Here is a 14,587-nt window from a genome sequence, read left to right on the forward strand (position 1 = left end):
CGACGTCGGTGCGGCACCTGCCCTCCCGGTCCGTCGCCGCATCGCGCCGGCCCCCTTCGGCGACCCCGGGGCAGACCCTCCTCCCGCGAGGGGAGGAGGGTGGTCACCCCGCCATCTCGGCGGGGTCGAAGCGCAGGATGCGGCTGCGCCATTGGTCGTAATAGGGCGCGAACTGGGCCGGGATGTGCAGCGGGTTGCACTGCCGCACGGCCCGGAGCGCGCTCTCGGCGAGGCTGCGCGCGTTGGGGTCGGACGGCCGGTTGAGGAGCTGCGGCTCCGCCTGCAGCGAGCCGTCCTCCGCGTAGGCGACTTTGATCTCCGGGATGTAGTGCCCGTGGTCGAGGCCGAGGTAGCTCCAGCACTGCTTGAACTGGTCGGCCAGGAGGCCGTCGAGCGCGTCGGACTGCGACGGCGACATCTTGGGTGCGTTGCCCGAGGTGGCGCCGCGCGACGCGGTCTTCGACAGGGTCCTGCCGGTCGAGGGCGGCGCGCCCGCGGGCTGCGCGTTCAAAATGTGGGAGATGTCCGTCGGGTCGAAGGCCTTGCTGTCGCTGGGCGCGGCGGTGCTGTCGGCCGCCGCGGTCTGGCGCTGCGCCGGGGCGGGCTTGGCATGGGCCTTCGCCGGCTTCGGCGCGGGCTTGGGCTCCGGCGTCGGCTCGGCGTCGTCCTGCGTCTGGTCGAGCAGCTTCGCCATCAGGTCCGGCTTCTTCGGCGCGGGCCGCTCCGGCACCTTCGGCGGCGTCGGCGCCTTCTCGACGACCTTCTGCGGCACGGGCGGGGTCGGCACCGGCTTCTGCGGCACCGGCGGCGGCTTGACCTCGGCGCGCTTGGGCGGCTCCGGCGGGGTCGGCACCGGCTTGGGGGGCGGCGGTGGCGCGGGCCGGACCACCTCGGCGTCGGGGTCGCGCTCCGGCGGCATCGGCGCGGGCGGCGCCGATTTGACGGGTGCGGGCTTCGCCACGGGCTTGGGCGGCGTCGGGACCTCGGGCGGCAGCGGGGGCGGCGGCGTCGGGTCGGGGCGCTGCGGAGGCTCGGGGACCGGCGGCGGGGGAGGGGGCGGCGGAGCGGGAGGCGGCGGCACCGGCGGGGTGGGCACGGGCGGCGTCGGCGTTTCCGCCTTGGGCGGCGGCGGGGGCGGCGTCTCCTGGCGCGCGTCGGGGTTCGGCGGCAGCGCGTGCTGCTCGTCGACCTGCGCGACCTTGTCGGCCTTGGTGGTGGGCTCCTTGGTGACGTCCTTCGACGACTTCTCGCCCTTCATGATCTGGTTGAAGTCGGTCTGCGAGATCGTCTCGATCGGCACGGCCTCGGGCATGTTGTCGTCCGCCGGGGGGGTCGACAGCCACCAGAGCGGCGCGATCAGCGCGGCCAGGATCGTCCCGTGGCCCAGGGCCGAGAGGGCGAAGCCGGGCCGGTTGAAGTCGAGCTTCAAGGCGCGGTCCGCCTACTTGTCCGACTGCTCGGTCACCAGCGCGACCTTCTTGTAGCCGGCCGAGGTGATCAGCGTCATGACTTCGGCGATGCGGCCGTAGTTCACGGCCTTGGCGCCCCGCAGGTAGATGCGCTCGTCGTAACCGTCCTTGGCGAGTTCCTGCAGGCGGGGCAGCAGTCCGTCCATGCCGACGGGCTGGTCGGCCACGTAGACGTCGCCCTTGTCGTCGACCGCGACGGACAGGGGCTTCGAGTCGATCTTGAGCTCGCCGGCCGTGGTCTTCGGCAGGTCGATCGGCACGCCCGAGGCGAGCAGCGGCGCCGCCACCATGAAGATGATGAGGAGCACCAGCACGACGTCGATGAACGGCGTCATGTTGATCTCGGCCATGGCGCCGTAGCGCGGCACGCCGCGCTTGCGCCGACCGCCCTTCTTGCCCGCGGCTCCGACCGACATGCCCATGGCGATGCTCTCCCGTTCCGGCCGCGGCTCAGGCGGCGCGGTCGCGCTCGCCGCCGACGTGATGGTCGATCTGGCGGGACAGGATGGACGAGAACTCGTCGGCGAAGGACTCCATGCGGGCCTGGGAGCGGGCCACGATGCCCTGGAGGTTGTTGAAGAAGATCAGCGCCGGGATGGCGGCGAAAAGGCCGATGGCGGTCGCGAGCAGCGCTTCCGCGAGGCCGGGCGCGATGACGGCGAGCGAGGTGTTCTTGGAGGCCGCGATGGAGCGGAACGAGGTCATGATGCCCCACACCGTGCCGAACAGCCCGACGAAGGGCGCCGTGGAGGCCACGGTGGCGAGCACGATGAGGTTGGACTCGAGCTTCTCGACCTCGCGGGCGATCGACACGTCGAGCACCTTTTCCAGGCGCGCATGCAGGCCCATGAAGGACGCGCCGACGTTCTGGAAGGAGCGCTTCCATTCCCGCATGGCGCCGACGAAGAGCGAAGCCATGCCGATCGTCTCCGCCTGCGACAGGTCGGTGTAGAGCTCCTCCAGCGACTGGCCCGACCAGAACACCTGCTCGAAGCGGTCCATCGCCTTCCGGGTGCGCGAGAACAGGATCATCTTGTTGATGATGATGGCCCAGCACCAGAGCGAGGATCCGAGCAGGCCGAGCATGATCACCTTCACCAGCACGCTGGCGTTCATGAACATGCCGAGGATGGTGATCTCGGACCCGGGAAGGGCCGTCGCTGCGGCGGTGGCGGCGGCGGGGATATCTGCAGGGTTCATGCGGTCCATTTCCCGGCGCCGGCGGCGCGTCCCGCCGGGCCGGCACCGTCGCGCGACGAGGCGCGAGGCGCGACGCCGCCGGCATCACGTTGAAAACGTTCCACCGTCCTGCGGTGGGAATCGGTCAATTCTGCGGCTTCGGCGTCACACCCAAGCGCCTTCGCCCTCGGCGGGATCAAGCGCCGGGCAGGGTTAAGGCCGGGTTAAGGCCCGCGCCGCGCCGGGTCCGCTCCCCCTCAGCCGCGCAGCAGGTCCGCGAGGTCGCGCGGCAGTCGCGCGGCGCGGCCGCGCGACACGGCCGCGACCCGGACCGTGGCCTCGACCAGGAGGTCGCCGCCGCGGGTGAGGCGCTGGTGCATCGTCAGCGAGGCGCCGCCGAGTTCGGCCACGCGGGTCTCGACGTCGAGGAGGTCGTCCATGCGGGCCGGGCGGCGGAAGTCGACCTCGATGCGCGCCACCGCGAAGCCGAGCGGAGGCTCGGCGGCGAACAGCGACGCCTGGTCGACGCCGAGGTCGCGCAGCAGCTCGGTGCGGCCGCGCTCGAAGTAGCGCAGGTAGTTCGCGTGGTAGACCACGCCGGAGAAGTCCGTGTCCTCGTAGTAGACCCGCACGGCGAGGCGGTGGACGGCGCTCATGCGTCCTCGCCCGTCGCGTCGTCGCGCCGCACGGAGGCGAAGAGCCCGTACTGGTCGGAATGGGCCTTCGGCTCGGCGATGCCGAGGTGCCTGAAAGCGTGGGGCGTGAGCAGGCGGCCGCGCGGCGTGCGCTGGAGGAAGCCGAGCTGGATCAGGTAGGGCTCGATGATGTCCTCGATGGCGTCGCGCGGCTCGCTCAGCGCCGCCGAGATCGTCTCGACGCCGACCGGCCCGCCGCCGAAGGACAGCGCGACGATGTCGAGGTAGCGGCGATCCATCACGTCGAGGCCGATGTCGTCGACGTCGAGCAATCGGAGGGCGTTGTCGGCGATCTCTCGCGTGATGGTGTCGGCGCCGTCAACCAGGGCGAAGTCGCGCACGCGCCGCAGGAGGCGGCCCGCGATGCGCGGCGTGCCGCGGGACCGGCGGGCGATCTCGTTGGCGCCGTCCGGCGCGATGCCGATGCTGAACACGCGGGCGCCGCGCCGCACGATCAGCTCCAGTTCCGCCACGGTGTAGAACTGCAGGCGGATCGGGATGCCGAAGCGGTCGCGCAGGGGCGTGGTGAGCAGGCCCGCGCGGGTCGTGGCGCCGACCAGGGTGAACTTCGACAGATCGATCTTGACCGAGCGCGCCGCCGGGCCCTGGCCGATGATGAGGTCGAGCTGGAAATCCTCCATGGCGGGATAGAGGATCTCCTCCACGGCCGGGTTCAGGCGGTGGATCTCGTCGATGAAGAGCACGTCGCGCTCCTCGAGCCCCGTGAGCTGCGCCGCGAGGTCGCCCGCCTTGGCGATGACCGGGCCGGAGGTCGAGCGGAAGTTCACGCCGAGCTCGCGCGCGACGATCTGCGCCAGCGTGGTCTTGCCGAGGCCGGGGGGGCCGACGAGGAGCACGTGGTCGAGCGCCTCGCCGCGGGCGCGCGCCGCCTCGATGAACACGCCGAGGTTCTTGCGCGCCGCTTCCTGGCCGGTGAAGTCGACGAGCGACAGGGGGCGGACGGAGCTGTCCGGGTCGTCGTCGCGCTTCTCGGGGCTCGTGAGGCGTCGGGGAGGCGGGGGCAAGGGGCGTCCGGGCTGTCGCGTGTCGAGGGGCAGTGATAGGCTCTGCGGCCGCGAAAAGCGACAGGCCCGCGCGGGGCCGGAGGGCGACGCCGATGTCACGCCTGAACGACCAGTTCGACTACATGAGCCTCGACGACTTCGAGGAGCTGCTCGCCGACAAGCCGCGCGACGAGAAATGGGAGCTGATCGGAGGGCGCGTCGTCAAGATGATGACGGGCGCGCGCTGGGAGCATCATTTCATAGTACAGAACATGAACTTCGCTCTGAGCCGCCATTTGCGCGAGAGTGGGTCACCCTGCCGCGTCTTCACCGAATCCTTCCGACTCAAGGAGGACGAACTCGACTCGTCGCTGCTCCCCAACGTCATCGTGCGCTGCGGCCCGATGGTCCCCGGCGCGACGTCGCTGAACGATCCCACGATCCTCGTCGAAGTGATGTCGTACGGCAGCGTCGGGCGGGACCGCGTCGAGAAGTGGCGCGTGTACCAGAAGCTCGCATCGCTCCAGCACTACGTCCTCGTCGAGCGGGACAAGCCCGTGATCGAGGTGTTCGACCGCGCCGGCGAGGCCTGGTTCTCCCAGCGCCTGATCGAGGGTCTCGACGCCACGCTCCACCTGTCCTCACTCGACCTGTCCATCCCCCTTGCCGAGATCTATCGCGACGTGCTCAAGCCCTGAGGCATGACCGCCCCCCGCGCCTTCGTGATCGGCCACCCGATCAGCCATTCCCGCTCGCCCCTGATCCACGGCCATTGGCTGAAGCGCCACGGCCTGACCGGCTCCTACGAGAAGATCGCCGTCGCGCCGGAGGATCTCGACGCGTTCGTGGCCGGGCTGCGAGCGTCGGGCTTCGTCGGCGGCAACGTCACGGTGCCGCACAAGGGCCGCGTGCTGGAGCTGGCCGACGCGGTGGACGAGGCGGCCGACGCCATCGGCGCCGCCAACACGCTGTGGTTCGACGACGGCGACCTCGTGGCCGGCAACACGGACGCGGAAGGCTTCGTGCTGAGCCTCGACGACGAGGCGCCGGGCTGGGACGGGCGCGGCGCCTCGGCGGTGGTGCTCGGCGCCGGCGGGGCCGCGCGGGCCGTGGTGCACGGGCTGCTCGAGCGCGGCTTCGAGGTGGCGGTCGCCAACCGCACCTTCCTGCGCGCCGCCGAGCTCGCCGAGGAGCACGAGGGCGAGGTGTGGGCCTACGCCTGGGACGAGCTGCCGCCGCTGCTGCGCGCCGCCGACCTCGTGGTCAACACGACGACCCTAGGCATGGCGGGCCAGCCGCCACTCGCCGTCGACCTGTCGGGCTGCAAGCGCGACGCGCTCGTGGCTGACATCGTCTACACGCCGCTGGAGACGCCGCTGCTCGCGGCCGCGCGGGCGCGGGGGCTGCGCGCCGTCGGCGGCCTCGGCATGCTGCTGCACCAGGCCGTGCCGGGCTTCGAGCGCTGGTTCGGCGTGCGGCCGGAGGTGACGCCGGAGCTGCGCGCGCTGGTCGAGGCGGATGTGCGGGGCGCTCGATAGCGGTCAGCCTGGCGCACTCTCCAGGGCCGCGCTGGCTTCTGACGGGAGACGTCGGATCACCTTGAGGTAGCTGCGCACGGCTCTGCTCGGTTCGTCACGGCCGTCCTCCCAGGCTTCCAGGGCATCAACCTCAAGGCCATAGCGGATGGCGAACTCGCCGCGTGTGAGTCCGAGGCTTTCGCGCACAGCCCTCACGTCTTCATCGGGCTCCATGACGGCGACGCGCAGGCCCGCAGCCAAGAGTTCTTCGCCGAGCGCGCGCGCGTCGTCCAGCATCGGGACTCTGAGGACCGATCGCCCTGTCTCGACCGCTTCCTCAACGGCTCGCTTCGCAACTGGAAGGGGGACGTGTCGCCTCACGAGCGCGATCATGGCCGAGATGGTCAACAGGCCACGGAGGTCAGGGTCTGTCCGCAGAGCGATCACGGCGGGCAAACCGGAGGTCACCGGGTCGACGGCCCGGGACCGCTCCAGATGTTCGAATCGCTCCTCGTATGACGAGCTCGTCATAGCCCAGTCTCTCCATCACGAGGTCTGCGAGCACCCTGAGGTTCGCCGGTCCGACGCTGTTCGCGCCGATGCCGAACCCTTGAATGTGCGCGCCGTCTACCGTGAGCCTCGATCCCTCGCGCCTGGGGGAGCCCATCGCCATGATCAAACCCGCGGGGGTACGGATCAGCAGCGTCGTGATGCCCTCTCCGGAGAGATCGTCGACGAGGTCGATCGCGACGTCCTCGCTCCACCCCATCTTAATCCCCGGTCATCGGGCCGCAATGGAGCGCTGGCGCCGCCCTCACGCCTTGCCGGCGTCCGAACCGTGCCGGTTCTGCCGCGCGCGGAGCAGCGCGATGCCGAGCAGGGCCAGCGCGATCACCACGAAGCTCACGCCCGTCGTCGTGGTGCCGAGCGCGTAGATCATCGGCGTCGTCACGGTTGTGGTCAGCGCCTGGAGCTGCAGCGGCAGGGTGTTGTCGGACCCGATCGCTTGGCTGGAGCGCGCGATCTCGTCCCACGACAGGGTGAAGCCGAACAGCGCCACGCCGATCAGGGCGGGGAGGATCAGCGGCAGCACGACGTGGCGAAAGCTTTTCCAGGGCGTGGCGCCGAGGTCGCGCGCCGCCTCCTCCAGCCGCCCGTCGAAGCGGTTGAAGATGGCGAACATGATGAGCAGCCCGAAGGGCAGCGTCCAGGTGAGGTGCGCCGCGAGGCCGGAGGTGAAGAGGCCGGCGCCTGTCGTGTAGCTCTCGTTCAGCCAGTCCGGCCCGGCCTTCACGGCGGCGTCGATCAGCCGGAACAGCAGCGCGATGCCGAGCGAGGTGACGATCGAGGGCACGATCAGGCTGGCGATGGCGGTGAAGAACAGCACGTTCTGGCCGACGAACCTGCGGCGATAGGCGAGGCCCGCCAGAGTCGAGAGCACTACCGTGAGCACCGTGACGACGGCGCCGAGCTCCAGAGAGCGCCAGAACGCGGCGCCGATGTCGACGATGCCGCCGCCCTCCCACAGCTTGCCGAACCAGTGGGTCGACAGGCCGTTCAGCGGGAAGGTCATGCCGCCCTGGGGGCCCTGGAACGACAGCACGAAGATCACGATCATCGGCCCGTACAGGAACAGCACGTATAGGCCGAAGAAGCCGGCCAGCAGGTAGAAGGCGAGCGAGCGTCCTTCCCGCATCACAGCTCCTTGCGGATGTCGACCACCTTGGTCAGGGCGGTGATGATGAGCAGCGTCGCGGCCAGCAGGATCACGGCGTTGGCGGCGGCGGGCGGGAACTGGAGGGCGTTGAGGCGCGTCTCGATGATCTTGCCCGCCGAGGCGATCTGCTGGCCGCCCATCACGCCCACGGTGACGAAGTCGCCCATCACGATGGTGACGACGAAGATCGAGCCGATGACGATGCCCGGCCTGCACAGCGGGATCACCACGTTCCACAGCGTCTGCCAGCCGGACGCGCCGGCGTCGTAGGCGGCCTCGATCAGGCGCTTGTCGATCCGCACCATCGAGTTGAAGATCGGGATCACCATGAAGAAGGTGAACAGGTGCACGAAGGCCAGCACCACGGAGAACTTGGAATAGAGCAGCCATTCCACCGGTACGTCGACCACCCCCGCGCCGATCAGCGCCTGGTTGACCAGCCCGTTGCGCCCGAGCAGCGGGATCCACGAGATCATGCGGATGACGTTGGAGGTCCAGAACGGCACGGTGCAGAGCAGCGCCAGCACGGTCTGCATCAGGACCGTGCGGACGTGGAAGGCCAGGAAATACGAGATCGTGAAGCCGATCACGAGCGTGAGCAGCCAGACGGTGAAGCACAGCTCCACCGTGGTCCAGTAGGTCTTCAGGATGGTGCAGAGGCCGGGCAGCTGGTCGTAGCAGCCCTCGAAGGTTTCCGTGTAGGACCGCAGCGTGAAGGACGGAACGATCTCGTAGTCATTGTAGTCCATCAGGCTCACCACCGCCACGAGGGCGAGCGGCAGCACGAAGAACAGCGCGAAGACGAGGCCCATGGGCAGGGCCTGCAGCCATGCCGGGGGCGCCCAGCCGTGCCGGCCGCGCGGCCGGGCCGCGCGGGGCGCCGCCGCCGCGTCGGTGGCGGCGAGGGCGGTCGCCGCCGGGGCGCCGCCCAAGGCGGGCGGGGGGCACGCGGCGGAAGCCGCCCCCGCGCTGGACGGCCGGGCGAGGTCGGTCATGCCGCGATGAACTCGTTCCACTTGCGGACCATGTAGTCGTTCTCGTCCATGATGGCGTTCCAGCACGCCACCTTGCCCATGCGGTCGTCGAACGAGCCGCCGTCGCGCACGTTGCCGGCCTTGTCGAGCAGCGTGCCGTCGGGCGCATGGATGTCCTTCTCGGCGGGCTTGCCCTCCATCCAGTAGGCCCACTCGTAGGGCTCCATGGCGGCCTTGGCGGTGGGCAGCACCGCCGAATAATAGCCCTGGCGGTTGAGGTAGGCGCCGGCCCAGCCGGACAGGAACCAGTTCACGAATTCGTAGGCCACGTCCTCCTTCATGCCGGTCACGCCCTTCGACACGGCGAAGCCCGAGGCCCAGGAACGATAGCCCTCCTTCAGCGGCTGGAACACGCAGGGGATGCCCTTCGACTTCACCGCCGTCACGGCCGGCGACCACATCGACTGGATCACCGTCTCGCCCGAGGCCATCAGGTTGACCGACTCGTTGAAGTCCTTCCAGAAGGCGCGGAACTGGCCGTTCTTCTTGGCCTCCGTCAGCACCTTCATGGTCATGTCGATCTCGGGCTTCGTCATGTTGCCCTTGTCGGGGTACTTGTACTGGCCGGTGGCCTCGACCACCATGGCGGCGTCCATGATGCCGATCGACGGGATGTTCAGGATGGCGGCCTTGCCCTTGAACTCGGGGTTCAGGAGCTGCGCCCAGCTGTCGACCTTGGTCTTGATCAGGTCGGGCCGGATGCCGAGCGTGTCGGCGTTGTAGACGGTCGGGATCAGCGTCGCCCACTCGGTCACCTCGGGGGCGAACTTGGTCGACTTCTCGCCTTCGAGGAACATCACCTTCTTGGGCGCGGTGCCCTGGTCGCCGATCTTCTGCCCATCCGGCAGCTCGCACTTGGTGATGACGGGCGTGATGTTGCCGTATTCCTTGATCCTCTTGCCGTTCATGGCTTTGAGATTGCCGGCGGGGACCAGCTTCTTCAGCGAGAAATATTCCGTGTCGACGATGTCGTAGGAGTTCGGCTGCGTGATCACGCGCTTGGTCACGTCGTCGGTGGTGACGGCGACGTATTCGATGGTGATGCCGGTGTCCTCCTTCACCTTCTTGGCGATGTCGGCCGACTGGTTCACGGCGGTGCCGAGGTAGCGCAGCACCTTCGGCTCCGCCGACCACACGGCCGGGAAGCCCGTGATCGCGCCCGAGCCGGCGGCGACGCCGGCCACCGCCGCGGAGCCCCGCAGCAGCGTGCGGCGCGACAGCTTCACGGTCGGCCTGATGTCCTGTGTCACGGTGGTTCTCCTCAGGGTGGCTTCTGGACTACGCCGCGGCGGCGAGCGGGTGGACGTCGCCCGCGTTCCACGACACCGCGACGGCGTCGCCGGGCTGGAACGGCGTGGCGTCGAAGGTGGGCTCGTCGAGCGTCGCGGTGATCTCGGATCCGGCGCCGTCGAGCGTCAGCTGCACGAAGGTGCCCTGGTACTCGACGCTGCGGACCACGGCATCGAGCCCGGCGTCGCGGCCGGTCGGCGGCACGTTGAGGTTGGCGCCGGGGCGGCTCAGGTGCAGCCGGTCGGCCCGCACCGCGAAGGCGCCGGCCGAGCCCTGCAGCACATTGTGGCCGCCGATGAAGCGCGCCACGAAAGCCGTGAGCGGCGCGTTGAACAGCTCGCGCGGCGTGCCGGCCTGCTCGATGCGCCCGTCCTTCATGATCACGGCGAGGTCGGCCAGCGCCATGGCCTCGTCCTGGCTATGGGTGACGTGGACGAAGATGATGCCGAGCCGGCGCTGCAGCGCCTTGAGCTCGACCCGCATCTTGGTGCGCAGGAACGGGTCGAGCGCCGACAGCGGCTCGTCGAGCAGCACGATCTGCGGCTCGGTGATCAGCGCGCGGGCCAGCGCCACGCGCTGCTGCTGGCCGCCCGAGAGCTGGGCGGGCAGGCGCCCGCCGTAGCGGCCCATGGCGACGAGGTCGAGCATCTCGGCCGCGCGGGCGCGCCGCGTCGCCTTGTCGACGCCCTTCATCTTGAGCGAGAAGGCGACGTTGTCGACGCAGTCGAGGTGCGGGAACAGCGCGTAGCTCTGGAACATCATGGCCGTGCCGCGCTGGGCGGGCGCGAGGTCGGTGATGTTGTGCGCGCCGAAGACGATGTCGCCCGCGCTCGCCGCCTCGTGGCCGGCGATCATGCGGAGCGTCGACGTCTTGCCGCAGCCGGAGGGGCCGAGCAGGCAGCAATAGGAGCCGGCCGCGATCTTCAGGTCGATGCCGTCCACCGCCACCGTGTCGCCGTAGCGCTTGGTGAGGTGGATCAGCTCCAGGTCCGGCTGTCGCATGGCGTGGTCCCGATCGCGTCGTCGGACATTTCCTGCAACACGCGTGCCAGCCCGTCGCGCGATGGAACTTTTTTCTGCGACCGCTCCGGGCGCTCAAAACGCGGGCTTGCGGCCGCAATCGTGCTCAATCGCGGTGCAGATCGTATACGATCCAGGGTTCTCCCGCTCCGGCGCCCGCCCGCCAAGGGCGGCAAGAAACATGCTTCTTCGAAGCCGGAGGAGTCGGAGACCGGTGTGAGCCTGAACGGAGCAGAGGAAGCGCGGGGCTTCCACGGGCGGACCGCCGAGCCGGCCGACCGCGCGGCGGAGATCCACGCCGCTATCCTGCTCGCCGTCGTCGAGCAGCGGCTGCCGCCCGGCACCAAGCTGCCCGAGGACCAACTCGCGGCGCATTTCGCGGTCAGCCGCACGCTGGTGCGCGGCGCCCTCCAGGCGCTCGCCGGCGACGGCGTCGTGATGCTGGCGCGCAACCGAGGCGCCGCGGTGGCGTCGCCCTCGCCGCAGGACGCGCGCGACCTGTTCGACGCGCGGCGCGTGGTCGAGGCCGCGACGGCGGCCCGCGCCGCGGAGCGGGCCGGGCCGGACGGCTGGGCCATGCTGGACCGCCTCACGGCCGAGGGTCGGGCGGCGCTGGCGGAGGGTGACAGGGGCCGGGCCATCCGCCTGTCCGGTGAGTTCCACGTCGCGCTCGCCCGCCTGGCCGAGCAGCCCGTGCTCGAGGCCTTCCTGGCCGAGCTGGTCGCGCGGTCGTCGCTGGTGATCGCGCTCTACGGGCACCGCGGCCGGTCGGACTGCGGCGACCACGACCATCTCGGCCTCGTGGCCGCGCTGCGCGACAGGGACGCGGGCCGGGCCGTGCGCCTGATGACCGAGCACTTGCGCGAGATCGAGTCGGACCTCGACCTCGGCCGCGCCCGCCGGGTTCCGGTGTCCCTGGCGGAGGCGCTCAGGCGCTGACCCCCGCGCGCGCCGTCAGTCCTCCGATTGGGCCGAGATCACGAAGGTGTGGTCGGCCTGCGTCCAGATTAGGCCGAGGTCCATGCGGTCCGCCTGATGGTACTCGACCTTGCCGGAGTTGTAGAGATCGCCGCGCTCGACCGAGGCGCGGAGGTATTCCCCGGCGTCGGCCGTCATGGCCCGCTCCACCGTCTCGGCTTTGGCGCGGTCCCAGCGGAACGCCGCCATCAGGGCCGCAATCTCGAACTTGTCGAGGTCGCCGAGGATCTTGGCGTCCGCGGGCAGGGTGGCGCGGAGCTCGAAGCGCAGGAAGCGGTCGTCCTTGCACTTCAGAGTGCCGTCGACCTTGGTGTCGCTCGACACCACGCGCACGTCGATGCCGCTCATCATGTCGCCGAAGCCGCGCGCGATGGTGAGCGGCCGCTCGAAGGACACGCGGTAGCCCGCGGCGTCGGCCGGAAATTCCTTCATGAAGGCCTCGCAGCCCAGGCCCGCCACCGGAGCGGCCGCCGGCTTCGGCGCGGCCCGCGCGACCGAGGGCGCGACCGCGAGGCCGAGAGCGAGGAGGGCAGCGGCAGCTTTCATCGCCTGAAGTCCGTCCGAGATGCGCCGCGCGGGGCCGGCTCCCCGACCTGCGCCCTAGATATGGATCGAACCTTAACGATTCCTGGCCGGGCGCTCAGGCGTCCATCTTCAGGGCGGCGATGAAGGCCGCCTGCGGGATCTCGACCTTGCCGAACTGGCGCATCTTCTTCTTGCCGGCCTTCTGCTTCTCCAGCAGCTTGCGCTTGCGGGACACGTCGCCGCCGTAGCACTTGGCCGTGACGTCCTTGCGCAAGGCGCGGATGGTCTCGCGGGCGATGATCTTGCCGCCGATCGCCGCCTGCACGGGGATCTGGAACATGTGCTGCGGGATCAGGTCCTTCAGCTTGTCCACCATGGCGCGGCCCCGCGCCTCGGCGCGGTCGCGATGGACCAGCATCGACAGCGCGTCCACCGGCTCGGCGTTGACCAGCACCTGCATCTTCACAAGGTCGCCGGCCTTGTAGTCGGTGATGTGGTAGTCGAACGAGGCGTAGCCCTTCGAGATCGACTTCAGCCGGTCGTAGAAGTCGAACACGACCTCGTTCAGCGGCAGCTCGTAGGTCAGCATGGCGCGCGAGCCGACGTAGCTGAGGTCGGTCTGGATGCCGCGCCGGTCCTGGCAGAGCTTGAGGATGCCGCCGAGGTAGTCGTCCGGCGTGAGGATCTTGGCCTGGATCCAGGGCTCGCGGATCTCCTCGATCTTCATCACGTCCGGCATGTCGGCCGGGTTGTGGAGATCGATGCTCGTGCCGTCGCGCAGGCCGATCTGGTAGACGACTGAGGGCGCGGTCGCGATGAGGTCGAGGTTGAACTCGCGCTCGAGCCGCTCCTGGATGATCTCGAGGTGGAGAAGCCCCAGGAAGCCGCAGCGGAAGCCGAAGCCCAGAGCGGCGGAGGACTCCATCTCGAAAGAGAAGCTCGCGTCGTTGAGGCGCAGGCGCCCCATGGCGGCGCGCAGGTCGTCGAAGTCGGCCGCGTCGACCGGGAACAGGCCGCAGAACACCACGGGCTGCGCGGGCTTGAAGCCGGGCAGGGCCTCGGCGGTGGGCTTGCGCTCGTCCGTGATCGTGTCGCCGACGCGGGTGTCGGCCACGTCCTTGATCTGCGCCGTGATGAAGCCGACCTCGCCGGGGCCGAGCCGCTCGACGCCCGTCATCTTGGGCTTGAACACGCCGATGCGGTCGACCTCGTAGTGGGCGCCGGTCGCCATGGTCTGGATGCGGGCGCCCTTCTTCAGCGTCCCGTCGATGACCCGCACCAGCACGACCACGCCGAGGTAGGCGTCGTACCAGCTGTCGACGAGCAGGGCTTTCAGCGGCGCCTCGGCGTCGCCCTTGGGCGGCGGCAGCTTGGCCACGATGGCTTCGAGCACGCCCTCGATGTTGATCCCGGTCTTGGCCGAGATCTCGACGGCCTCGGAGGCGTCGAGGCCGATCACGTCCTCGATTTGCTGGCGAATGCGCTCGGGCTCGGCGGCCGGCAGGTCGATCTTGTTCAGCACCGGCACGATCTCGTGGCCGGCGTCGAGCGCCTGGTACACGTTGGCCAGCGTTTGCGCCTCGACGCCCTGCGAGGCGTCGACGACGAGCAGCGAGCCCTCGCAGGCCGCGAGCGAGCGCGACACCTCGTAGGCGAAGTCGACGTGGCCGGGCGTGTCCATCAGGTTGAGCACGTAGAGCTTGCCATCGGCCGCGACGTAGTCGAGCCGCACGGTCTGCGCCTTGATGGTGATGCCGCGCTCGCGCTCGATGTCCATCGAGTCGAGCATCTGCTCGGACATGTCGCGCAGCGCGACCGTGCCGGTGTGCTGGATCAGCCGGTCGGCGAGCGTCGACTTGCCGTGGTCGATGTGGGCCACGATCGAGAAATTGCGGATGTTGTCGAGCGTCTTCGCGGTCATGCGCGCGTCCTAGCAGGGCGGGTGGGATTTGCACAGGGCGGGGCCGCGACGGGCCGTCATCGCCGACGCGTTTCGGCGGGCGCGGCGCCTTGCGGGCCGGGCGGCGATGCGCTACTCCTGATTCGTCCGAGGCGACACGCACCCGTAGCTCAGCTGGATAGAGCGCTGCCCTCCGAAGGCAGAGGTCTCAGGTTCGAATCCTGACGGGTGCGCCAGTCTTTTCAACGACTTAGGCCTT

At 69.8% G+C, this 14,587-nt stretch carries 16 protein-coding genes and 1 tRNA gene; 4 read left to right on the forward strand and 13 right to left on the reverse strand.

Annotated elements, in window-relative coordinates; translation table 11 throughout:
- Positions 1–103: 103 nt before the first annotated feature.
- The 5 genes from L7N97_RS24845 to ruvB form a co-directional block, all read right to left on the reverse strand.
- Positions 104–1,429 (reverse strand): cell envelope biogenesis protein TolA, encoded by a 1,326-nt coding sequence (locus tag L7N97_RS24845; RefSeq protein ID WP_237482470.1) that lies wholly within the window; start codon positions 1,427–1,429, stop codon positions 104–106.
- Between the two features lie 12 nt (positions 1,430–1,441).
- Positions 1,442–1,891: an ExbD/TolR family protein gene (locus L7N97_RS24850; RefSeq protein ID WP_237480973.1), complete on the reverse strand. Its 450-nt coding sequence runs from the start codon at positions 1,889–1,891 to the stop codon at positions 1,442–1,444.
- A 28-nt stretch (positions 1,892–1,919) separates the two neighbouring features.
- Complete coding sequence (gene tolQ, locus L7N97_RS24855) at positions 1,920–2,669, reverse strand: protein TolQ (RefSeq protein WP_237480974.1); 750 nt, start codon at positions 2,667–2,669, stop codon at positions 1,920–1,922.
- Positions 2,670–2,905: 236 nt separating this feature from the next.
- Complete coding sequence (gene ybgC, locus L7N97_RS24860) at positions 2,906–3,304, reverse strand: tol-pal system-associated acyl-CoA thioesterase (RefSeq protein WP_237480976.1); 399 nt, start codon at positions 3,302–3,304, stop codon at positions 2,906–2,908.
- Positions 3,301–4,368 (reverse strand): Holliday junction branch migration DNA helicase RuvB, encoded by a 1,068-nt coding sequence (gene ruvB / locus L7N97_RS24865; RefSeq protein ID WP_255721740.1) that lies wholly within the window; start codon positions 4,366–4,368, stop codon positions 3,301–3,303. The genes ybgC and ruvB overlap by 4 nt, the downstream gene beginning before the upstream one ends.
- Before the next feature lie 92 nt (positions 4,369–4,460).
- On the opposite strand from ruvB, the gene L7N97_RS24870 reads away from it, so the two are divergent.
- The gene (locus L7N97_RS24870; protein WP_237480980.1) at positions 4,461–5,045 is read left to right on the forward strand and encodes a Uma2 family endonuclease; all 585 of its coding nucleotides are present in this window, start codon (positions 4,461–4,463) and stop codon (positions 5,043–5,045) included.
- 3 nt (positions 5,046–5,048) lie between these two features.
- Positions 5,049–5,885, forward strand: coding sequence for a shikimate dehydrogenase (locus L7N97_RS24875; RefSeq protein ID WP_237480982.1), 837 nt, complete (start codon positions 5,049–5,051; stop codon positions 5,883–5,885).
- 3 nt (positions 5,886–5,888) lie between these two features.
- Here L7N97_RS24875 and L7N97_RS24880 read toward each other — a convergent pair whose 3' ends face one another.
- The 6 genes from L7N97_RS24880 to L7N97_RS24905 all read right to left on the reverse strand — a co-directional run bounded on the left by L7N97_RS24880 (position 5,889) and on the right by L7N97_RS24905 (position 10,907).
- Positions 5,889–6,161 carry a helix-turn-helix domain-containing protein gene (locus L7N97_RS24880; protein WP_237480984.1) on the reverse strand — a complete coding sequence of 91 codons (273 nt, stop codon included), beginning with the start codon at positions 6,159–6,161 and terminating at the stop codon, positions 5,889–5,891.
- 124 nt (positions 6,162–6,285) lie between these two features.
- Positions 6,286–6,633 (reverse strand): hypothetical protein, encoded by a 348-nt coding sequence (locus tag L7N97_RS24885; protein WP_237480985.1) that lies wholly within the window; start codon positions 6,631–6,633, stop codon positions 6,286–6,288.
- Positions 6,634–6,678: 45 nt separating this feature from the next.
- The gene (locus L7N97_RS24890) at positions 6,679–7,560 is read right to left on the reverse strand and encodes an ABC transporter permease (protein ID WP_237480986.1); all 882 of its coding nucleotides are present in this window, start codon (positions 7,558–7,560) and stop codon (positions 6,679–6,681) included.
- Entirely contained in the window at positions 7,560–8,576 is a 1,017-nt protein-coding gene (locus tag L7N97_RS24895) for an ABC transporter permease (RefSeq protein ID WP_237480988.1), read from the reverse strand. The genes L7N97_RS24890 and L7N97_RS24895 overlap by 1 nt, the downstream gene beginning before the upstream one ends.
- Positions 8,573–9,865 (reverse strand): ABC transporter substrate-binding protein, encoded by a 1,293-nt coding sequence (locus tag L7N97_RS24900; RefSeq protein WP_237480993.1) that lies wholly within the window; start codon positions 9,863–9,865, stop codon positions 8,573–8,575. The genes L7N97_RS24895 and L7N97_RS24900 overlap by 4 nt, the downstream gene beginning before the upstream one ends.
- Before the next feature lie 28 nt (positions 9,866–9,893).
- On the reverse strand, positions 9,894–10,907 hold the full coding sequence (locus tag L7N97_RS24905; protein WP_237480995.1) for an ABC transporter ATP-binding protein: 1,014 nt from the start codon (positions 10,905–10,907) through the stop codon (positions 9,894–9,896).
- Positions 10,908–11,141: 234 nt separating this feature from the next.
- Between L7N97_RS24905 and L7N97_RS24910 the strand changes: the two genes are divergently transcribed.
- Positions 11,142–11,864 carry a GntR family transcriptional regulator gene (locus L7N97_RS24910; protein ID WP_237480996.1) on the forward strand — a complete coding sequence of 241 codons (723 nt, stop codon included), beginning with the start codon at positions 11,142–11,144 and terminating at the stop codon, positions 11,862–11,864.
- 15 nt (positions 11,865–11,879) lie between these two features.
- Here the strand turns inward: L7N97_RS24910 and L7N97_RS24915 are convergent, their stop codons facing one another.
- Both L7N97_RS24915 and lepA read right to left on the reverse strand, forming a co-directional pair.
- Positions 11,880–12,449, reverse strand: coding sequence for a hypothetical protein (locus L7N97_RS24915; protein ID WP_237480998.1), 570 nt, complete (start codon positions 12,447–12,449; stop codon positions 11,880–11,882).
- A 94-nt stretch (positions 12,450–12,543) separates the two neighbouring features.
- Positions 12,544–14,349: a translation elongation factor 4 gene (gene lepA / locus L7N97_RS24920; protein WP_237481000.1), complete on the reverse strand. Its 1,806-nt coding sequence runs from the start codon at positions 14,347–14,349 to the stop codon at positions 12,544–12,546.
- Positions 14,350–14,487: 138 nt separating this feature from the next.
- Here lepA and L7N97_RS24925 point away from each other — a divergent pair.
- A tRNA-Arg gene (locus tag L7N97_RS24925) sits at positions 14,488–14,564 on the forward strand.
- Positions 14,565–14,587 lie beyond the last annotated feature (23 nt).

Origin of the sequence: Lichenibacterium dinghuense (genome assembly GCF_021730615.1) — a bacterium.
In the GTDB taxonomy this organism is placed as follows: Bacteria; Pseudomonadota; Alphaproteobacteria; order Rhizobiales; family Beijerinckiaceae; genus Lichenihabitans; species Lichenihabitans dinghuensis.